Source organism: Mesorhizobium vachelliae (assembly GCF_033977325.1).
GTDB classification, from domain to species: Bacteria; Pseudomonadota; Alphaproteobacteria; order Rhizobiales; family Rhizobiaceae; genus Mesorhizobium; species Mesorhizobium vachelliae.
Genome location: NZ_JAVIIR010000001.1, coordinates 25,557 through 45,080 on the forward strand (window position 1 = coordinate 25,557; position 19,524 = coordinate 45,080).

A 19,524-nucleotide genomic window follows, 5' to 3' on the forward strand; every position below is an offset into this window, starting at 1 on the left:
GCATGCAAAAAGACGCAGGCTGTGGTCCAACCTATCCTTGGAACTCATAGGACCAGGAAAATCGACGGTTCCGGGGCGTTTCCGACCCTAAAAGCGACTGCTTAAATGCAAAATCGAGCCGATTTTGCTCAGAAATAGGCGAGTCGGCGAAATGATGTTGATTTCGGCAAGCCGAGTTTATTTTTGCGGCAGGAGACCGATGATGCGAACTTTTTCGGCAATCGCCGGCAGCGCGCTATTCCTTGTGGTGGCGCCAGGCGTTGTCACCGGACTGCTGCCATGGCTGCTGACCGACCATTATCACAAGCCTTTGTCTCTGCCGGGCTTCGTAGCTGCGGGCTCGATTCTTGTGATTGGAGCGGCCGCCATCCTGCTTCATGCCTTCGCCCGCTTCGCCCTCGAAGGCCTTGGCACGCCCGCCCCAGTGGCGCCCACCGAGAAGCTGGTCGTCGGCGGCATCTACCGCCATGTGCGCAACCCCATGTACGTGGCCGTGCTGGCGATCATCCTTGGCCAGGCGCTGATCTTTTCGAGCTGGGCGGTGCTGGTCTACGGCCTCATCGCCGCGGCAGCGATGATCTCCTTCGTCAAGCTCTACGAAGAGCCGACGCTCGCCAGCCGCTACGGCGAAGAATACGAGATCTATCGCCGCGCCGTGCCCGGCTGGCTGCCGCGGCTGACGCCTTGGCGTAGACAGTAGTCTCGGCCAGCCATTTCAGTAAGACCAGCTGCGCGCCTTCGCGATGATGAAGTCGCGAAAAACATGCAGCTTCGCCTGGTTCTTCATCGCGTCGGGATAGGCGAAATAGGTGTCGAAGGACGGCACCTCGGTCTCCGGCAGCAGCTGGACCAGGTTCGTGTCCTTGCTGATCACATAATCGGGCAGCATGGCGATGCCGGCGCCGCCCTGCACCGCCCGCTTGATCGACAGGATGTCGTTGATCTGCAGCGTCGGCACCCTCTGCGCGCCCTCGAAGTCGCCCACCGTCTCAAGCCAGTTCAACTCCGACAGATGCGAGGGCACCGGCACGCCGAAAGTGACGATGCGGTGGTTCCTGAGCTCGGCGATCGAGGCCGGCTTGCCGAACTTCGCGATATAGGACGGCGCGGCATAGAGGTGGAAATGCACCGTGAACAGCCGGCGCTGGATGAGGTCCGGCTGCTGCGGCTGGCGCAGCCGGATGGCGCAATCGGCCTGGCGCATGGTGAGGTCGAGCTCCTCATTGGCGAGGATCAGCTGCAGGCTGATCTCTGGATAGAGCTCGATGAATTCCTGCACCCGTTCGGTCAGCCAGCCGGCGCCCAGGCCCACCGTGGTCGTTACCCTGAGCACGCCCGACGGCCGGTCCTTGGTCTCGGTCAGGCGCGTCTTGATGGTTTCCAGCTTCATCAGCACGTCATGCGCCGTGCGGAACAGCATCTCGCCTTGCTCGGTCAGCACCAGGCCGCGCGCATGGCGGTGGAAGAGCGCGACGCCGACGTCATGCTCCAGCGCGCTGACCTGCCGCGAAATGGCCGATTGCGACAGATGCAGCGTCTCGGCGGCATGGGTGAACGACCCAGCCTCCGCCGCTGCGTGGAATACGCGTAATTTGTCCCAGTCCAGCGCCATGATTCCCCTCGCGTTGCCTTTGGCGTCTGAATGAAAAATCAGGCTTTTAAACGGCTTTTTTCAGCCGATCTGTCATTCCGCCGCTTCGCGGTGAACCTCGATGCCCGCCAGATATTTTTCCGCCTCGAGCGCCGCCATGCAGCCAAGCCCGGACGCCGTCACCGCCTGGCGGTAGACGTCGTCGGTGACGTCGCCGGCGGCGAACACGCCGGGCACGTCGGTGCGCGTCGAGTCCGGCGCCGTCCACAGATAGCCGTTCGGCTTCTGCTTCAGCTTGCCGACGAAGAGCTCGACCGCCGGCGCATGGCCGATCGCCACGAACACGCCGTCGACCGGCAGCTTCGATTCCTGCCCGGTCACGACGTTGCGCAGCGTCAGGCCTTCTACGGAAGGCGGCAGCGGCGCCTTGCCGGGACGCCCAGTGATCTCGTCGACGACCGTGTCCCAGATGACGCGGACATTGTCCTTCGCAAGCAGCCGCTCGCGCAGGATGCGCTCGGCGCGGAAATCGCCGCGCCGGTGGATGACGGTGACGCTCTTGGCAAGGTTCGACAGATAGAGCGCTTCCTCGACCGCGGAATTGCCGCCGCCGACCACCGCGACGTCCTTGCCGCGGTAGAAGAAGCCGTCGCAGGTGGCGCAGGCCGAAACGCCAAAGCCCATGAAGGTCTGCTCCGACGGGATGCCCAGCCACTTGGCCTGCGCGCCGGTGGCGATGATCAGCGCATCGGCGGTGTAGACGGTGCCGGAATCGCCGGTGGCGCGGAACGGCCGCACATTGAGGTCGACCTCGGTGATGATGTCGTTGATGATATCGGTGCCGACATGCTCGGCCTGCTTCAGCATCTGCTCCATCAGCCAGGGGCCCTGGATCGGATCGGCGAAGCCCGGATAGTTCTCGACATCCGTGGTGATCATCAATTGGCCGCCCTGCTGCAGGCCGGCGATCAGCATCGGCTTCAGCATGGCGCGGGCGGCATAGATCGCCGCCGTGTAGCCGGCCGGGCCGGAACCGATGATAAGAACGGGCGCATGTTTGGTGTTCATGAAAGTCCCCTGCGGCGCGCAGCCGTGGTTTGTCGCGCGTAATGTAAGTGTTGCCCGTGGGACCAGCAAGGCAAGTTGGCCTTCGTCCCCGGAAAGCTTCGCCGCCTGCATATCGGGCCATATTGCCCCGCGTCATCAGAAAAATGATCGTAAAAGGTATGGCCTCGCAGGCGAAACCAAATTACAAAATCGCGAAAGATTCTTGCGCGAAAAGCCGACCATGCCGCTCAAAGCCGATCTCGACGCCATCGACTGGAAGATCCTGCGCGAGCTGCAGGGTGACGGCCGCATGACCAATGTCGAATTGTCCAACCGGGTCGGCATCTCGGCGCCGCCTTGCCTGCGTCGCGTCAGGCGGCTGGAGGAGGCCGGCATCATCCGCGGCTATCGCGCGCTCCTGAACGCGCCGGCGCTCGGCATGGATGTCGTCGCCTTCTGCCTGATCGGCCTGCATCACCAGGCCGACGCCGAGCTGAAGACCTTCGCCGAGCGCACGCGCGGCTGGCCGATCGTGCGCGACGCCTGGATGGTTTCGGGCGAATCCGATTTCCTGCTGCATTGCGTGGCGAGCGACCTCGGCACCTTCCAGACCTTCGTCATAGAGGAACTGGCCTCGGCCCCGAATGTGGATACGGTACGCACCGCCCTGACGATCCGACGGGTCAAGGACGAAGGGCTGGTGGCCTTTCAAACTTAATGTGCCGGCTTCCGAAAATTCGACTGCGCAAACAAAGGGCTTAGCGCCAGGTTTTGAATCAATCCGCGATCAGAGCGACCGTATCGCGGTGAGCAGACCTTCGATGTCCGGCGCGTCGCGCAATGGCGAAACCGAGAGCCCGCCCATCGTCGAGATTTCGCCCTCGACAAGCCAGCCGCGCTTGAGGCCGGCGCGCTGTCCGGCTTGCATATCGGCGGGCTTGTCGCCGACGATCAGCGACCGCTTCAGGTCGAGCCCGAGCCGGTGGCCAGCCTCCAGCAACATTCCCGGATTGGGCTTGCGCATCGGATGGTCGGCAATCGCCAGCGGACCCCTGCCGGCTTCGTGATAGGCGCAGGCAAGCACCATGTCGACAAACGCGTTTTGTTCAGCGAGCAGGTCGAGCACGCGCCCGTTGACCAGCGCGAACGCATCCCAGCCGAAATAGCCGCGCGCGATGCCGGACTGGTTGGTGACGACAACGGTCGGAACACCGCGCTGGTTCGCGGCCTCGATGACCGGCGCGATGCCGTCGCGCAGCACCATGGCCGCCGGATCGTCGGGATAGCCGGTATCGACATTGATCGTGCCGTCGCGATCGAGGAACAGCGCCGGCCGGCCGGCCGGAAAATTCCTATTGCCGACTCGCTCGACCCATAGGCCGGGCTCGGCCAGCGGCAAGCTCGCCGTCTCAGCCATTGCTGAGGCGCGCTTCGACCGCCTCGCACAGATGGTGGTAGAGGCACAGATGCCCCTGCTGGATGATCGGCGTCGAGCTCGACGGCACGTTGAGCAGGATGTCGGTCAGCGGCTTGAGCTTGCCGCCGGTCTCGCCGGTCAGGCTGATCACCGTCATGCCCATCGCCCGCGCCTGCTCGGCCGCGGCAAGGATGCTCGGCGAATTGCCGCTGGTCGAGATCGCCAGCAGCACCGCGCCTTCCGACCCATGCGCCTCGACCTGGCGCGAGAAAACGGTGTCGAAACCGTAATCATTGCCCCAGGCCGTCAGCACCGCGGCATTCGCCGGCAGCGCGATGACGTTATAGGCCTTGCGCTCCTTCAGGAAGCGGCCGACCAGCTCGCCGGCGATGTGGATGGCATCGCTCGCCGAGCCGCCATTGCCGCAGATCAGCAGCGCCTTGCCCTGCGAGAGCGCCGTCACGACCGTGCTCACCGCGCGTTCCATCTCGCCAGTGAGGTCGCGCTCGACCATCGCCGAGATCGCCGCCGCGGAGCGGACCAGGTAGTCGTTCAAATCGGACATGAGACCCTCAGTTTGCGGCACGCAGCTTGCCGATCGTGTTCGTCGTGCTCTTGCCGGCGACGAGATCGACCAGCACCACGCGCCCGCCCGCCTTCTGCACGACATCGGCGCCGACCACGGTCTCGACCGTGTAATCCGCGCCCTTGACCAGGATGTCCGGCAAAAGCGCCTCGATCAGCTTCAGCGGCGTATCTTCCTCGAAGACGACGACGGCGTCGACCGAGGCAAGTGCCGCCAGCACGCAGGCGCGGTCGTGCTGGTTGTTGACCGGGCGTCCCGGACCCTTCAGCCGGCGCACCGAGTCGTCGCTGTTGAGGCCGAGCACCAGCCGGTCGCACTGGCTGCGCGCGGCATGCAGCAGGCTGACATGGCCGGCATGAAGGATGTCGAAACAGCCATTGGTGAAGCCGACGGTCAGCCCCTCTTCCTTCCAGGCGGCGACCATTCTGGCCGCGGCATTGGCGTCAAGAATGGCATCGGTATGAGCCGTCGGCCCATGTGAGCGGAACAGCGCGCCGGACAGTTCCTCGAGGTTCAGCCGCGCCGTGCCGCGTTTTCCCACGACGACGCCGCCGGCTGCGTTGGCGATGACGGCGGCATGCACCCGGTCGGCGCCTGCAGCGAGCGACAGCGCGAAACTCGCGATGACCGTGTCGCCGGCGCCGGAAACGTCGAACACCTCGCGCGCCTGGGTGGAGATGTGGCGGGCATCCTCGGCGGAGACCACGCTCATGCCCTTCTCGCTGCGCGTGGCGACGATGAACTCGAAATCATGCGCGGCGATCAGGTCGCGCGCCGCGGCGACGATCTCGTCGTCGCCGAACACCTTGCGCCCGACCGCCTCGCCGAGCTCCTTGCGGTTCGGCGTCACCGCCGTGGCGCCGGCATAGCGCGCATAGTCGCGCCCCTTCGGATCGACCAGCACCGGCTTGCCGGCATCGCGGCAGATCGCGATCAGCTCGCCGGCGACACCGTCGAGCAGGATGCCCTTGCCGTAGTCGGAGAGGATGACGATATCGGCGCGGCCAAGCGCCGCCTGGAAATGGTCGATGAGCTTCGCCCGCTCGGCGGAGGTGAGCGGCTTGATCTCTTCCTCGTCGAAACGCAGTACCTGCTGGTTGAGCGCGCTGAAGCGGCTTTTGGACGACGTCATGCGGTCCTGGCGCTGCAGAAGTCCGTCGGTGTCGACACCGATCTCGCCGAGCATCCGCATCAGATTGTTGCCGGCCTGGTCGGCGCCGATCACCGACACGGGTATGGCGGCGGCGCCCAGCGAAACGATGTTGGAGACGACATTGCCGGCACCGCCCATGTTGAGCGTTTCGCCCCGTCCATGCAGCACCGGGATCGGGGCTTCCGGCGAGATGCGCTCGATCACGCCGCTGACGAAGCGGTCGAGGATGAAATCGCCCACCACCAGCACGGTGACGTCGCCGAACCGGGCGATGGTGCGATGCAAAGGTTCCGGAGAAGGCGGATTGTGCTTGATCATCTCACTGGCGCACGCCTGACGGCGGATTCTGGTCGGTTTGAAGCTCGGGACTGCCGGCATTCGTCATGTTCGCGATGCCGATATACCGCAAATCGGGCGAGCGCAACGGCAGGCACTGCGCGAATCCCAGCCGGAGCCGGCCGGGCAATCAGCTCCTCTGCAGGGCGACATGGACGCCGAGGCCAACCAGCACCGCGCCGCCCGCGCGCTGCATCAGCCGCTGCGCGCGTCCTGAGCGCCGCAGCCGCGCAATCATCGCGCCGGCAAGGAAAACGCAAACGATGTCGGCGGACGAGAACATCAGATTGACGATCGTTCCAAGCACGACGAACTGCAACCAGACCGGGAACGCCGCCGATGCATCGATGAATTGCGGCAGGAACGCCATGAAGAAGATCGCGGTCTTCGGATTGAGCACTTCGACGGTGATGCTTTCGAAAAAGGCGCGACGGGCCGATTTCCGCTCGATGACGGGCAGCGCCGTATCGCCATCCATCCGCTTGCGGAACATGGAGACGCCGAGCCAGATCAGATAGAGCGCGCCGCCGAGCTTGACCGCCAAATAGAGCGTCGGCACTGCATGGAACAGGACGGATAGCCCCGCGGCGGCAGCGAAGACATGCACATAGCCGCCGAGATGGATGCCGAGAGCCGCCGTCAGCCCCGACCAGCGCCCGCGCGCCATCGTCTGCGCGGCGGCGTAGAGCATGGCAGGACCGGGAATGTAGGCGAAGATCGCGGTGGTGGCGAAAAACGCGATGAGCAGTTCGGTCGACGGCATCTTGGTTCCCTCATGATCCGCATGCAGCCTGTTCAGTCCGCACGCGGAATGGCTTTGGATTGGCCTTTGCGGACAACCGCAATGAACGCAGCCATGACTTTCTTGTGGAATGACGGACTGAACGCGCCGATGTGCGCGCCCGGTTCGAAATAGGCCGACGTTTCCAGGATATCGTGGTTGTACTCATCAACTATGACCCACAGAGGGATAGGGTCAAGGCCGGCGCGGCGGCGTTCAATTTCGGGAATGGCGACGGCGACACGATCGCGACCCGGCTGCGTGAAGGTGATTGCAAGGATGAAGAGGTTCGTACCGCCGTCCTTCCCTGGAAGGACGGCCACGAAGGCGACGGGTCGTTTCTTGCGGCCTTCGGTCTCGCCGCCGCCATGCTGGCGATGCCACAGATATGGATATCGCCAAACGTCGGCGGCTATGGGCCTAATCACGATCCGGCTCGGCAGTGTATTGCTCGAGCATCTCGACATGTTCGGCCGGGGCGTCCTTCGCCGCGTAGGCGCGGCGGCCGTCGTTGGCGAAGTGAGCCTCGTAGGTTTCGATGCTCATCAGGACGTATCTCGGCTTATTGTGGCGGGTGATGGAGACAGGCTGCTGGCTCGCGGCCGCAAGCACGTCTCCGAGATTCTGTTTCAGATCGGTCGATGGGTAGTGTTTCATGGGCGCTCCGTTTGTACATAATAGACAAAAAAGACAAAATAGACAAGTCTGGAGAGCCTAGGATGGGTCGACGCCTGCTTTGTCGACAGCCCGGCTGGCCTCCCCTATAAGAGCCGGAATCGCAAGCAGCGGAGGCGTTCATGATCATCGTCACGGGCGGCGCCGGCATGATCGGCTCCAACATCGTCGCCGCTCTCAATGCCGAGGGCCATGACGATATCGTCGTCGTCGACGACCTGACCGACGGCCACAAGATCGCCAACCTCGCCGACCTTCGCATCGCCGATTATCTCGACAAGGACGATTTTCTCGCGCAACTCGAGGATGGCGGGCTCGGCCGCATCGAGGCCATCTTCCATCAGGGCGCCTGCTCGACCACCACCGAGTGGAACGGCAAGTTCATGATGGAGGTGAACTACGCCTATTCGAAGCGGCTGCTGCATGCCTGCCTCGCTCTGCGTGTGCCCTTCCTCTATGCCTCGTCGGCTTCGGTCTACGGCGGCGGCAGCGAGTTCCGCGAGGAGCCCGAGCTGGAGCGCCCGCTCAACGTCTACGCCTATTCGAAGAAGCTGTTCGACGATTACGTCCGCCGCAACGTCTTCGACACCGATCATTCCCAGGTCGCCGGCCTGCGTTACTTCAATGTCTATGGACCGCGCGAGGCGCATAAGGGCGCCATGGCTTCGGTCGCCTTCCATCTGTTCAACCAGGTCGAGCGCGGCGAAAACCCGAAGCTGTTCGGCGCTTATGGCGATTTCGGGCCAGGCGAGCAGAGCCGCGACTTCATCCATGTCGGCGACGTGGCGGAGGTCAATCTGTGGCTGTGGAAGCGCGGCTTGAGCGGCATCTTCAACTGCGGCACCGGCCGCGCCCAGCCGTTCCGCGCCATCGCCGACACGGTGATCGACACGCTCGGAAAGGGAGAGATTGAATTCATCCCTTTCCCCGACCATCTCAAGGGCAGCTACCAGAGTTTCACGCAGGCTGATATGTCCCGCTTGCGCGCGGCCGGCTACAATGGCCAATTCCGCACAGTCGAAACCGGCGTCAGGGACTATGTCGAATGGCTGAAGGCCCAACGATCCTCGTGATCGGCCCACGCTGGGTGGGCGACATGGTCATGGCGCAGTGCCTGTTTGCGGCGCTGAAGGAAAAACATCCGCACGCCGCGATCGACGTGCTGGCCCCGGCCTGGGCGGCGCCACTGGTCAAGCGCATGCCCGAGATACGCAGCCAGATCGACTTTCCCTTGATGCCGGGAGCGCTCGAAGTCCGCAGCCGCAGGCGCTTCGGCCGCCTGCTGCGCGGCCGCTATGACATGGCCTATGTGCTGCCGGGCAGCTGGAAATCGGCGCTGATCCCGTTCTTCGCCCGCATCCCGCACCGCGTCGGCAATCTGCGCGAGATGCGCTACGGCCTGCTGACGGATGTCGTGCCGCTGCCCGAAGCGCTGAAACGACGCACGGCGCGCGCCTATTTCGGCCTCGCGCGCGGCGGCACCTTTCGCGCGCCGCGACTTACCGTCGACAAGGCCAACCAGGCCGATCTGCTGGCGCGCTTCGGACTGAGCGGAGAAAAATTCGTGGCGCTCATGCCCGGCGCCGAATTCGGCCCCGCAAAACGCTGGCCGAGCGATCACTATGCCGGGCTTGCCCGCGACATGATGGCAAAGGGCCTGGGCGTCGCGCTGCTCGGCTCGAAGAACGACGCCGACGTGACGGCTGAGATCGCAGCACTTGCGCCGGGCGCCATCGACCTTGCCGGCAAGACGCGGCTGGAGGACGCCATCGACCTGATCGCCGCGGCAAAGCTTGCGGTCTCGAACGATAGCGGGCTGATGCATGTCGCGGCGGCCGTCGGCACGCCGATCGTCGCCGTCTACGGTTCGACCTCGCCGGAAAACACGCCGCCGCTCAGCGAGCGCTCCGAGCTGATCTGGCTGCACCTGTCCTGTTCGCCCTGCCACAAGAAGGTCTGCCCGCTCGGGCATCTCAACTGCCTCAAGACGCTCGATGTCGCCCGCGTCACCGCCGCGGCCGACCGCTTGCTCGAGATTCCGGCAGCGGCATGAAGGTGCTGATCGTCAAGACATCGTCGATGGGCGATGTCATCCACACCTTTCCCGCCGTCGAGGATGCGGTTCGCAATCGCCCCGATATCAGCTTCGACTGGTGCGTGGAAGAGCCGTTTGCCGGCATCGTGGCGTTGCATCCGGCGATCGGCACCATTCACAAGGTGGCGGTCCGGCGCTGGCGCAAGAAGCTTTTCGACAGCGAGACCTGGCGCGAGATGGCAAGTCTGCGGCGGGCGCTGCGAGCGGGAAACTACGATCTGGTCATCGACGCGCAAGGCTTGCTGAAGTCGGCCCTGGTCGCCACCCAGGCCGGCGCGCCGATTGCCGGCTTCGATCGGGCGAGCGCCCGCGAGCCTTCGGCGACGCTGTTCTATCAACGCAAATATGCCGTGCCGCGCGACCTGCATGCCATCGAGCGTACCAGGCGACTGTTCGGCCTGGCGCTGGGCTACCAGCCTGACCTGTCGACGCTCGAGTCCGGTATCGTGCCGCCGGCGGGCAACCTGCCCGGCATTCAGGGCAGAACCGCCTTCCTGCTGCACGGCACCAGCCGTGAAGACAAGAAATGGCCGGTCGAGGACTGGATCGAAACCGCGCGCGAGCTGGCCGGCCGGCAATTCACGCCGGTTGCCACCTGGTCGAACGAGGCGGAAAAGAAAGTGGCGGAAGCCATCGCCGCAGCCGTGCCAAGGACGGTGCTTGTCCCGAAATCGCCGCTCGCGGACGTCGCCGCGATCCTCGGCCGCTCGACGCTGGTCATCGGCGCCGACACCGGCCTCACCCATCTTGCCGCCGCCTTCGACCTGCCGACCGTCGCCATCTTCCTGGCGACGGAACCAGGCCTGACCGGCCCGCGCGGAAAGTTTGCATCGACCTTGATGGCACCGGCCGGCGGTAAAGTAACGCCGGCTGAGGTGATGGCGGACGCTGAGCGGCTTCTGGCGCTGCGCGCTATCTCCCCCCTTGTGGGGAAGATGGGAGCTAAATGAACTGCACCTGGACGATCTCGTAACCCCGTGCGCCGCCAGGAGCATTGACCTCGATGGCGTCGCCGACTTCCTTGCCGATCAGCGCCCGCGCGATCGGCGAGGAGATCGAGATGCGGCCGGACTTCACGTCCGCTTCCTGGTCGCCGACGATCTGATAGGTCTTCTTTTCCTCGGTGTCCTCGTCCACGAGCACCACCGTCGCGCCGAACTTCACCTTGTCGCCCGAAAGCTTGGAGACGTCGATGACCTCGGCGCGCGCAATTAGATCCTCGAGCTCGTTGATGCGGCCTTCATTGTGGCTCTGCGATTCCTTCGCCGCGTGATATTCGGCATTTTCCGACAGGTCGCCATGCGAGCGCGCTTCGGAGATCGCCTCGATGATACGCGGACGTTCCTCCTGCTGGCGCCAGCGGAGCTCTTCCTTCAATGACGCGAACCCCTCGCCTGTCATCGGGACCTTGATCATATGCCTGACCTTTCCTGCCGCCGCCCCCGTTTTCGGGAGCGGCCTTGTCGATAGGTACAAAAAGAAAACGGTCCGGCAGCCTCGGGCTAACGGAACCGTCTCACCACAATTTCCCTGAATATAGCAATCTTCGCGCGATTTTCACGCCCAAAAATGAAATTCGGCAAAATGATCACCGCTTTCGCGGGTCCGCTGCTGGCGGCAAATGAAAAAACCGGCTGCAATTGCCGCAGCCGGTTCGAGGAGCCTCGAAGCCCTGTTCAGCTCCTCAGGAAATGATCGATCTGCTCGGACAGCATGCCGTATTCGCGCGAGCCCTTGCCGGTCCGCTTTTCGATTTCCTGGAGCTGCTGCTGCGCGCCGGCGAGATCGCCGATCTGCAGATGCGCTTCGCCCAGATATTCGCGCACCAGCGTGTAGTTCGGGTCGATCCTCAGCGCTTCCTCGTAATAGCCGAGGCCGACCGTGACGCGGCCCGAATGGCGGTGCGAATAGCCGAGATAGTTGAGAATGCGCGGATCCTGCTTGTTGGCCGCGAGCGTCAGCACCGAGATCGCCTCGTCATAGCGCCCGGCCATCGCCAGGTCGTGGCCGGCCTCATAGATGCTGTCGTCGTCCAGCATGCCATATTGCGGCTTTACGCATTTGTTTTTCTTCTTGTCCCAGACCTCGCCTTTCTTGCAGGTGGTCGTCGTCTGGCCACCGCTACTGCCACTATCACCCGCCGTGAACGCGGGCGCTACGAACAGCGGCAGCGCCGCGATAGCCATGACCTGAACAAGCAAACGTCTGCGCATCGAAGCCTCCATGAGCGTGACAATGGCAGATTAACGCCGCCTCGCCGCGGTTTCATCCCGAAATGCGGGCGGCTGCCGAACTATTTTCGAAGGCCGGAAAGAAGCGTTTACCTCCAGACGTGACGCGCGTTTTAATTCCGCTATCATCGGAGCCAAGCGCATCACGTGGAGAAGGGCCGTGCAGCAGCGCCTCGAGAAAGAGTGGGAACTTTCGATCGATCCGGACACGGTGCGCCTGTTCATCCTCAAGGCGAAGGCGCTGAGCGCCGCCGTCAACGAGGACTATGACGACGGCGCCGAGCATGAGGTCGAGTTCGACGGCGACACGCATGCCAGCCACCACCATGACGGCCTTGTCGAGGAAGCCTCGGAAGATCTCACCGAGGAGGAATTCCGCGAGCTGATCAACGATCTCAACATCGACGAAGCGGCCGAACTGGTGGCGCTCGCCTGGGTCGGGCGCGGCGACTATGACGCATCCGAATGGGCGGATGCCGTGGCCGCCGCGAGGGAGCGTCCCAGGAAGCGCACGGCCAAATATCTGCTTGGCCTGCCGATGCTCGCCGATTGGCTTGAGGAAGGCCTTGAAGCCATCGGCGCGTAACGCGCCGGTAACCGATTGTGATCGGCAAGGCTGCCTACGCAGGCAACTTCGCGACACGATTGCCGTTTCGGGGCGATGGCAACGCTGAGCCTTTCACGACTTTGCAGACTGGCGCTGCCTGTAGTGGCCGCGATCCTGCTGGCTACGCCGGCCACGGCCAAGCATCATCACCGGCATAAGAGGCACTTGCCGCCGGCCAGCCAGAGCGCCGCTCCGGCCCCGGAAACGCCTCTGGCAACGCCGGTTCCAGCATCGCGTCCCCAGGACATGGAGAACGGCGCCGACAAGTCGGGGCAAGACAAAGGCCGCCTCGGCAGCAATGACGATTTCCTCAATCAGGAGAAGTCGCATCCGAAATGGGATGCCCGCCCGCCTCGTTCGAAAAGCGCTCGATCCGGGTCACGGGCGGAAGCCGAGCCGCGGACGCCGGATGTCGTGCCCACGCCGCCGCAGAAGCCCACCGAACTGGAGCCGGAGCCGCCGGAAACCGCGCCGCAACCATCGGAGAAACCCGAGCCGCCGGGCGAGGAAAAGATGCTCCCCGATCCGCGTTCCGCCGACGTGCCGGCCGACAAGATGCCGCCGGAAGAGACCGCATGCCGCGAACGGCTGAAGGCGCTCGGCGTCGAGTTCGAGGAGCACAAGGCAGAGCACGATCCCGAGATTGGCTGCTCGATCCCCTACCCAGTCGTCATAAAAACACTGGGCAGATCCATCGGCATCAATTCGGGCACCGAGCTCAACTGTCCGATGGCCGAGGCGGCGGCGCGCTTCATGGCCGATGTCGTCCAGCCCGTGGCAAAGGCCGAACTCGGCGCCGATTTGAAGTCGATCAACCAGGCCTCGGCCTTTGTCTGCCGGCCCCGCAACGGCACCCGCAAACTGTCCGAACACGCCTTCGGCAACGCGCTCGACATCGCCAGCTTTACCTTGTCCGACGGGAGGAAGATCGAGGTCGGGCCGGCGCCGCCCGATAAGGACGCAAAATTCCTCAACGCAGTGCGCAAGGCTGCCTGCGGGCCGTTCAAGACGGTGCTCGGGCCGGGCGCCGACCCGGACCACGCGCTGCATTTCCACCTTGACCTGGAACCGCGCCGCCACGGCGGCACCTTCTGCCAATAGGCATGATCCCGGAAGTTTCGGTCGCGGCCCGGCAAGAACAGCGCCGCAATTCCGCCCCATGCATGAATGGCGGTGCTGATCTTTCCTTTACTGTTGAGGGTTAACCTTGTGCCATCTGGATCATGATCCCAATTGGGATCAGATCTTGGGGACAAGGACGCCCTTCAATGGCTCGAAGACTTGGCGCTGTGCTGGTGGCGGCGCGACGGAACAAGTGCGCGCAAATCACGATCGTCGGGCTGGCCGCAGGCGCCATCGCGACGATATCGGCCTGCACGACCGGCGACGTCTTTGCGCTGCAGCCGGCCGTCGATGTCGGCAGCCAGACGGCGGCCATGCCGCAGCCTGACGCGCCGCAATATTCCGGCATGCAGCGCCTTGTTCCGTCCAACCCCTATATGACCCAGGCTGCCTATCCGCGCATGGATGAGCCGATGTCGCCAACCGAGCAGATGCCGGCGAGCGAGATCGACTGCCGCAACGAGCTGAAGCGGATGGGCGTCGTCTATCAGGACATCCAGCCGATCCATGAGGGCCAGTGCGGCATCGATTATCCGGTGAAGGTCACCGCGATCGGCAGCGTCGCCATGAAGCCGGCGGCAACGCTCACCTGCAACATGGCCGCCACCTTTGCCGCCTGGACGAAGAACGAGCTGCAGCCGGCCGCCCGCTGGCGCTATTTCTCCGGCGTCAAGGCAATCCACCAGGGCTCCAGCTATTCCTGTCGCAACATCGCCGGCGAAGGCGTGCTCTCCGAGCACGGCAAGGGCAATGCCCTCGACGTGATGAGCATTGAGCTCAACAATGGCGACGACATCGACGTGCGCAAGCCCGGGCTCTTCGCCTTCCGCACGCGCGGCTTCCTCAACAATGTGCGCGCCGACGGCTGCCAATATTTCACCACGGTGCTTGGCCCGGGCTACAATTACGACCACCGCAACCATTTCCATTTCGACATCAAGAACCGCAAGAGCGGCTACCGCGCCTGTCGCTGAGGCTCTGCCCAAATCGGCCAACGCCGCTTAAAATGGTCGCGCAAGGATTTGGGAGCGGTTTCTCGTGGGTGAACGAAGCCTGAGGCGGCGCGCGGCGATCTGGCTGGCGGCGTTGTGTGCCTCCTATCTGGCGCTCGCCTATGTCGCCGCGCCGGAGTTCTGGACGTGGCGGGAGCGTGGCTTCCGCACCCGGCCCTTCGAGATGGTGACGCATACGCCGCAGGGGATTCCCGGCGATCCGATCAATGTCGGCCTTGTCGGCACCGAGAAGGAAGTCGTCCACGCTTTCGCGGTCGCGGGCTGGGACACGGCCGATGCGGTGACGCTCAGGACCGCGATCGACATCGGCGAAAGCGTTTTGTTTTCCCGCCCCTACCCCGATGCGCCGATGAGCCGCCTTCTGTTCGAGGGCCGCGCCCAGGATCTTGCCTTCGAGAAACCGGTCGGCAACAGCGCCGACCGGCGCCATCACGTCCGCTTCTGGCAGACGGACACGGTCGGTGACGACGGCCGCCCGCTCTGGCTGGGCGCCGCGAGTTTCGATCGCGGCGTCGGCCTCAGCCACGACACGGGCGCCGTCACCCATCATATCGGTCCCGACATCGACGCGGAGCGCGATTTCCTGATCGGCGACCTGAAGGCCGCCGGTCTGCTGGCATCCACCAGCGAGATATCCGGGATCGGCGCCACCAAGACGGGACGCAACGGCGGCGGCGATCCCTATTTCACCGACGGCATGGCAGTGATCGGCGTGCTGAACACGCAGCAGTGACGGGTGTCTCACCTGCGCGCTGACGCCGAAGGTTCGCGTGGTCATCAATGCGCTTGTCGGGCCTTCTCAGTGCCGATTTGGGATGCCGCCTGAACACTGCGCCTGTCATCTGCCAAAAATACCGGCAGGCTATTTTCGAATGCACTGCAGCAATGCTATTGACCGCCCATGCTTTACGCTGAAATCGCCGTCGTTGCCGTCCTCATCTTGGTGAACGGCCTTTTATCGATGTCGGAGCTTGCCATCGTCTCGTCGCGGCCCGCCCGCCTCAAGGCGATGATCGACCGCAACGTCAAGGGCGCCGGCCGCGCGCTTGCGCTGGGCTCGAACCCCGGCAAATTCCTGTCATCGGTGCAGATCGGGATCACGCTCGTCGGCGTTCTCTCGGGCGCTTTCTCGGGCGCGACGCTTGGCGAAAGGCTGGCGCAATATCTGGCATCGACAGGCATCCGCGAAAACGTCGCCGACCCCGTCGGCGTCGGCATCGTCGTCGCTTTGATCACCTATGCCTCGCTGATCGTCGGCGAGCTGGTGCCGAAGCAGATCGCGCTCAAGGACCCCGAGCGCGTCGCCGCCCGCGCCGCGCCGGCAATGACGATCCTTGCCACCATCTCGGCGCCGCTCGTCTTCCTGCTCGACATTTCCGGCCGCGCCGTGCTGTGGCTGCTCGGCCAGGCCGGCGAGGCGGAAGAGAAAGTCACCGACGAGGAGATCAAGATGCTGGTCGCCGAGGCCGAGCATCACGGCACCATCGAATCCGATGAGCGCCGCATGATCGCCGGCGTCATGCGCCTCGGCGACCGCGCCGTGCGCGCCGTGATGACGCCGCGCACCGAGGTCGACTGGCTGAACCTGCAATCCGACGAAGCCGCGGTTCGAAAGCTTTTGATGGACACCCAGCACTCGCGGCTGCCCGTCGGCGACGGCAATGTCGACGCCATGGTCGGCGTCATCCAGACGCGCGACGTGCTGGCCGCTCTTCTGGCAGGCAGGGTGCTGGACCCGCGCCAGCATGTTCGCGCTGCCCCCATCGTGCATGACCAGGCCGACGCGCTCGATGTGCTGCAAAAGCTCAGGGAATCGGACGTGCCGATGGCGCTGGTCCATGACGAATACGGCCATTTCGAAGGCATCGTCACGCCGGCCGATATCCTCGAAGCCATTACCGGCGTGTTCCGCTCCGACCTCGAGGCCGGCGAAGAGGAGAACGCCGTCAAGCGCGACGACGGTTCCTGGCTGCTCGCCGGCTACATGCAGGCCGACGAGATGGCCGAGGTGCTGGGCATCGATCTTCCCGAAAACCGCGACTACGAGACCGTCGCCGGCTACGTGCTGTCGCATCTCCACCATCTGCCGACCACCGGCGAGTGCGTCGACGCGCAAGGCTGGCGCTTCGAGGTGGTCGACCTCGACGGCCGCCGCATCGACAAGCTGATCGCCACCCGCCTGCCCGACGGGCATCGCCCGGTCGCGCGCTGACCGGAACCTTGAGCGCCTGCTTGCAGTTTCAGGGCATGGGGAGAAATCCATGGCCGAAGGCAAGCGAGAACGCGACGAGCGACTGAAGGCGGAGAAGGAGTTCCGGGTCCGGTTTCTCATGAAGGAAACCGGCATCACCGAGGCCCAGGCCCGCGACCTTGTCGACATGATCGGCATCGATGCCAGTTCGCTTCTTCGGGAGGCGCGGCTGCTGAAGAAGAAATAGCGGGACTGCGAATTGACTCGTAACCGTCACATTTCGAGCATAGTATCTACTCGCCGTCCGTACCGAACACAGGCAAGCGGACGTTTGGAAGCGACATCATGCTTTCGCCCCTGTCCAAGGAGGCAAGCATGTCAGCGTACGGTGTGGCGGATTCCGTCCAGCTCGACATTCTCACAAAAGCCTTGAACGACTACTGCGCACGGCACCACGTCGCCGACAAGGATGAGCGCGAACGTATCGCGCTCAAGGTAATGGCGCTCTTCGGACAGGGCGTTTCCGACCCTGCCCGGTTGTCGGCGGAGCTTGAGCGCGGTTCCGCCTGATTGGCTTGGGCGCATGCGCGTGAGCGGACTATCGATTGTCAATGTTAGCCGCCGCGGGCGAAGCTAACCACGTGTTGCCCTGGGCGGCCAAGCCGCGGGGCAAGGTCCGGCCCGCAAATCCTGTGTCACCATGATAAGCGGGCCGGACCGCCTGGGTTCCGCCCGCCCCCTGTCACGGGTGTCGGTCACGACGACAGGTCGAAAAAGGCAACCAGCGGTCGCTGGAAACCATCCGACACCTATAGGAATTTAATCTTGGATGGGGCGATTCTCGCAGGAGGTCGCGGTGGTTCGGCGCAACAAGGCAAAGCAATTATCTGATGTGGAGCTGGAGCGATTCATGGCGGCCGCGGGGGAACTGCATCGCAGTATCGTGGACCCGTTGATATCGACGCAATGCGATCATTACCGCTCGATACAAACCCTGCACGAGGCACTGCTGAAAGCGGTGAAGGACATCACCGGCAAGGATGCCGCCTTTATCCGCTGGTTTGGGGCAGGGTCGCAGTAGATTGCTTCGCCCGCTGCACTTTCTATCTGCTCAATGCGCGTCCGGCGGCGGCGCCTTCGGCGCGACATTGCGCAGGAACGGCACCAGTGCGGTGGCGATGACGAAAGCCACCATGATGACCAGGAACGCATCCGCATAGGCCATGGTGGAAGCCTCGCGATAGGCGAGCTGCCAGAGCTGCTTCAGCGAGGCTGCATGGCCGTCATCGATGGCGCCGGGCAACTGGCCGTAGCGCTGCGCGACATTGTCGAGCATGCGCATGGCCGCTTCGTTCTGCGGCGTCAGATGCGAAGCGATCGTCAGGAAATGGAAGTTGGTGCGGTTGTTGAGGATCGCACCGCAAATGGCGATGCCGACCGCGCCACCAAGATTGCGCATGGTGTTGAACAGGCCGCTGGCATATTTCAGCCGGTCCGGCGGCAGGCTGCCGAGCCCGAGATTGACGCTGGGCGCCACAGCGAAGACCTGCGGGAAGCCGCGAAACAGCTGCGGGATGAGGAGTTCTGCCGAGCCCCACTGGCTGGTGATGGCGCTGAAGCTCCACATCGACGCGCCGAAGGAAGCCAGCCCGAACATCATCAGCCAGCGTGTGTCGAAGCGCTTGGCGAGGAAGATGTAGACCGGAACGCCCACCATCGAGGCGACGCCGGTGGAAAACACCGCCAGCCCGGTTTCGAGCGCGTTGTAGCCGCGCACATAACCGAGGAACAGCGGCGTCAGGTAGATCGTGGCGAAGATGCCGATGCCGGTGATGAAGGACAGGAAGCAGCCGATCGCGAAATTGCGGTTGCCGAAGGCGCGGAAGTCGACCACCGGCTGCGCGTAGGTCAGGCTGCGCACGACGAACAGGATGAGCGTCACCACGGCGACGACCGCGCCGTTGCGGATCGTGGCGTCGTCGAACCAGTTCCAGCGCGAGCCCTCCTCAAGGACATATTCCGCCGTGCCGAGACTGATCGCCATCAGCGCCATGCCGATATAGTCCGCGCCCTTCAGCAAGGACGGATCGGCCTTGTCGATCCTGACCAGCAGGGCGACCAGGATCGTGATGATCGCGCCGGGAACAACGTTCACATAGAATAGCCAATGCCAATTCAACGTGTCGGTGATCCAGCCGCCGATGACGGGGCCGAGCGTCGGCGCGATCGAGGCAATGCTGCCGACGACGGCGGCGGCATAGACGCGCCTCGGGCCCTGGAAATAATGGAAGGACGAGGTGAACACCGTCGGGATCATCGAAGCGCCGAGCAGCCCCTGCAGCGCCCGGAACACGATCATGCTTTCGATGTTCCAGGCGAACCCGCACAGCATGCTGGCCAGCGTGAAGCCGGCCGCCGAGATGGTGAAAAGCCATCTGGTCGAGAAGACGCGGGTGAGCCAGCCCGACAGCGGGATGACGATGATCTCAGCCACCAGATAGGAGGTCTGCACCCAGCCGATCTGGTCCTGCGCGGCCGACAGGCCGCCGCCGATATCCTGCAGCGAGGAGGCGACGATCTGGATGTCGAGCAGCGCGATGAACATGCCTACGCACATCACCATGAACGGCAGGATGCTGGCGATGAAGGATTGCGGGGCGGCCGGCGCAGACATGGCGC

At 63.9% G+C, this 19,524-nt stretch carries 24 protein-coding genes; 13 read left to right on the top strand and 11 right to left on the bottom strand.

Annotated elements, in window-relative coordinates; translation table 11 throughout:
- The first annotated feature begins 202 nt into the window (after positions 1-202).
- Positions 203-700, top strand: a complete 498-nt coding sequence (locus RFM41_RS00120; protein ID WP_320245515.1) for a methyltransferase family protein — start codon at positions 203-205, stop codon at positions 698-700.
- 15 nt (positions 701-715) lie between these two features.
- Here the strand turns inward: RFM41_RS00120 and RFM41_RS00125 are convergent, their stop codons facing one another.
- Together RFM41_RS00125 and trxB are read right to left on the bottom strand one after the other, a co-directional pair.
- Positions 716-1,612 (bottom strand): LysR family transcriptional regulator, encoded by an 897-nt coding sequence (locus RFM41_RS00125; RefSeq protein WP_040989587.1) that lies wholly within the window; start codon positions 1,610-1,612, stop codon positions 716-718.
- A gap of 72 nt (positions 1,613-1,684) precedes the next feature.
- Positions 1,685-2,659 carry a thioredoxin-disulfide reductase gene (gene trxB, locus RFM41_RS00130; RefSeq protein WP_320245516.1) on the bottom strand — a complete coding sequence of 325 codons (975 nt, stop codon included), beginning with the start codon at positions 2,657-2,659 and terminating at the stop codon, positions 1,685-1,687.
- 220 nt (positions 2,660-2,879) lie between these two features.
- On the opposite strand from trxB, the gene RFM41_RS00135 reads away from it, so the two are divergent.
- Positions 2,880-3,356 carry an Lrp/AsnC family transcriptional regulator gene (locus RFM41_RS00135; protein ID WP_278049391.1) on the top strand — a complete coding sequence of 159 codons (477 nt, stop codon included), beginning with the start codon at positions 2,880-2,882 and terminating at the stop codon, positions 3,354-3,356.
- Between the two features lie 69 nt (positions 3,357-3,425).
- Here RFM41_RS00135 and RFM41_RS00140 read toward each other — a convergent pair whose 3' ends face one another.
- The 6 genes from RFM41_RS00140 to RFM41_RS00165 form a co-directional block, all read right to left on the bottom strand.
- Positions 3,426-4,055: a D-glycero-alpha-D-manno-heptose-1,7-bisphosphate 7-phosphatase gene (locus RFM41_RS00140; RefSeq protein ID WP_320245517.1), complete on the bottom strand. Its 630-nt coding sequence runs from the start codon at positions 4,053-4,055 to the stop codon at positions 3,426-3,428.
- The gene (locus tag RFM41_RS00145) at positions 4,048-4,620 is read right to left on the bottom strand and encodes a D-sedoheptulose-7-phosphate isomerase (protein ID WP_320245518.1); all 573 of its coding nucleotides are present in this window, start codon (positions 4,618-4,620) and stop codon (positions 4,048-4,050) included. Before RFM41_RS00145 ends, RFM41_RS00140 begins: the two co-directional genes overlap by 8 nt.
- Before the next feature lie 7 nt (positions 4,621-4,627).
- Positions 4,628-6,112 carry a D-glycero-beta-D-manno-heptose-7-phosphate kinase gene (rfaE1, locus tag RFM41_RS00150; protein WP_320245519.1) on the bottom strand — a complete coding sequence of 495 codons (1,485 nt, stop codon included), beginning with the start codon at positions 6,110-6,112 and terminating at the stop codon, positions 4,628-4,630.
- Positions 6,113-6,260: 148 nt separating this feature from the next.
- Positions 6,261-6,893 (bottom strand): LysE family translocator, encoded by a 633-nt coding sequence (locus RFM41_RS00155; RefSeq protein ID WP_320245520.1) that lies wholly within the window; start codon positions 6,891-6,893, stop codon positions 6,261-6,263.
- 32 nt (positions 6,894-6,925) lie between these two features.
- Complete coding sequence (locus tag RFM41_RS00160; protein WP_320245521.1) at positions 6,926-7,339, bottom strand: hypothetical protein; 414 nt, start codon at positions 7,337-7,339, stop codon at positions 6,926-6,928.
- A complete protein-coding gene (locus RFM41_RS00165) occupies positions 7,332-7,568 on the bottom strand; it encodes a type II toxin-antitoxin system Phd/YefM family antitoxin (RefSeq protein WP_320245522.1) in 237 nt (78 codons plus the stop codon). The genes RFM41_RS00160 and RFM41_RS00165 overlap by 8 nt, the downstream gene beginning before the upstream one ends.
- Before the next feature lie 140 nt (positions 7,569-7,708).
- Here RFM41_RS00165 and rfaD point away from each other — a divergent pair, with 140 nt between their 5' ends.
- The 3 genes from rfaD to waaC are packed head-to-tail and all read left to right on the top strand — an operon-like array spanning position 7,709 to position 10,631.
- The gene (rfaD, locus tag RFM41_RS00170; protein WP_320245523.1) at positions 7,709-8,659 is read left to right on the top strand and encodes an ADP-glyceromanno-heptose 6-epimerase; all 951 of its coding nucleotides are present in this window, start codon (positions 7,709-7,711) and stop codon (positions 8,657-8,659) included.
- On the top strand, positions 8,632-9,639 hold the full coding sequence (waaF, locus tag RFM41_RS00175; RefSeq protein ID WP_320245524.1) for a lipopolysaccharide heptosyltransferase II: 1,008 nt from the start codon (positions 8,632-8,634) through the stop codon (positions 9,637-9,639). The genes rfaD and waaF overlap by 28 nt, the downstream gene beginning before the upstream one ends.
- Entirely contained in the window at positions 9,636-10,631 is a 996-nt protein-coding gene (waaC, locus tag RFM41_RS00180; protein WP_320245525.1) for a lipopolysaccharide heptosyltransferase I, read from the top strand. Before waaF ends, waaC begins: the two co-directional genes overlap by 4 nt.
- Here the strand turns inward: waaC and greA are convergent.
- Together greA and RFM41_RS00190 are read right to left on the bottom strand one after the other, a co-directional pair.
- The gene (greA, locus tag RFM41_RS00185) at positions 10,624-11,097 is read right to left on the bottom strand and encodes a transcription elongation factor GreA (protein WP_027168132.1); all 474 of its coding nucleotides are present in this window, start codon (positions 11,095-11,097) and stop codon (positions 10,624-10,626) included. The genes waaC and greA overlap by 8 nt on opposite strands.
- 260 nt (positions 11,098-11,357) lie before the next feature.
- Positions 11,358-11,894 (bottom strand): tetratricopeptide repeat protein, encoded by a 537-nt coding sequence (locus RFM41_RS00190; protein WP_320245526.1) that lies wholly within the window; start codon positions 11,892-11,894, stop codon positions 11,358-11,360.
- A 178-nt stretch (positions 11,895-12,072) separates the two neighbouring features.
- On the opposite strand from RFM41_RS00190, the gene RFM41_RS00195 reads away from it, so the two are divergent.
- The 8 genes from RFM41_RS00195 to RFM41_RS00230 all read left to right on the top strand — a co-directional run bounded on the left by RFM41_RS00195 (position 12,073) and on the right by RFM41_RS00230 (position 17,926).
- Positions 12,073-12,498 (top strand): DUF3775 domain-containing protein, encoded by a 426-nt coding sequence (locus RFM41_RS00195; RefSeq protein WP_320245527.1) that lies wholly within the window; start codon positions 12,073-12,075, stop codon positions 12,496-12,498.
- A gap of 114 nt (positions 12,499-12,612) precedes the next feature.
- On the top strand, positions 12,613-13,620 hold the full coding sequence (locus tag RFM41_RS00200) for an extensin-like domain-containing protein (protein WP_430691494.1): 1,008 nt from the start codon (positions 12,613-12,615) through the stop codon (positions 13,618-13,620).
- A gap of 167 nt (positions 13,621-13,787) precedes the next feature.
- Positions 13,788-14,615: an extensin-like domain-containing protein gene (locus RFM41_RS00205; protein WP_320245529.1), complete on the top strand. Its 828-nt coding sequence runs from the start codon at positions 13,788-13,790 to the stop codon at positions 14,613-14,615.
- Between the two features lie 64 nt (positions 14,616-14,679).
- Entirely contained in the window at positions 14,680-15,387 is a 708-nt protein-coding gene (locus RFM41_RS00210; protein ID WP_320245530.1) for an LssY C-terminal domain-containing protein, read from the top strand.
- Positions 15,388-15,555: 168 nt separating this feature from the next.
- Positions 15,556-16,866 (top strand): hemolysin family protein, encoded by a 1,311-nt coding sequence (locus RFM41_RS00215; RefSeq protein WP_320245531.1) that lies wholly within the window; start codon positions 15,556-15,558, stop codon positions 16,864-16,866.
- Positions 16,867-16,915: 49 nt separating this feature from the next.
- Entirely contained in the window at positions 16,916-17,092 is a 177-nt protein-coding gene (locus tag RFM41_RS00220; RefSeq protein WP_320245532.1) for a hypothetical protein, read from the top strand.
- 98 nt (positions 17,093-17,190) lie between these two features.
- Positions 17,191-17,415: a hypothetical protein gene (locus tag RFM41_RS00225; protein WP_320245533.1), complete on the top strand. Its 225-nt coding sequence runs from the start codon at positions 17,191-17,193 to the stop codon at positions 17,413-17,415.
- A 286-nt stretch (positions 17,416-17,701) separates the two neighbouring features.
- Positions 17,702-17,926: a hypothetical protein gene (locus RFM41_RS00230; protein WP_320319240.1), complete on the top strand. Its 225-nt coding sequence runs from the start codon at positions 17,702-17,704 to the stop codon at positions 17,924-17,926.
- 30 nt (positions 17,927-17,956) lie between these two features.
- Here RFM41_RS00230 and RFM41_RS00235 read toward each other — a convergent pair whose 3' ends face one another.
- Positions 17,957-19,519, bottom strand: coding sequence for a DHA2 family efflux MFS transporter permease subunit (locus RFM41_RS00235; RefSeq protein WP_320245535.1), 1,563 nt, complete (start codon positions 19,517-19,519; stop codon positions 17,957-17,959).
- Positions 19,520-19,524: the final 5 nt, after the last annotated feature.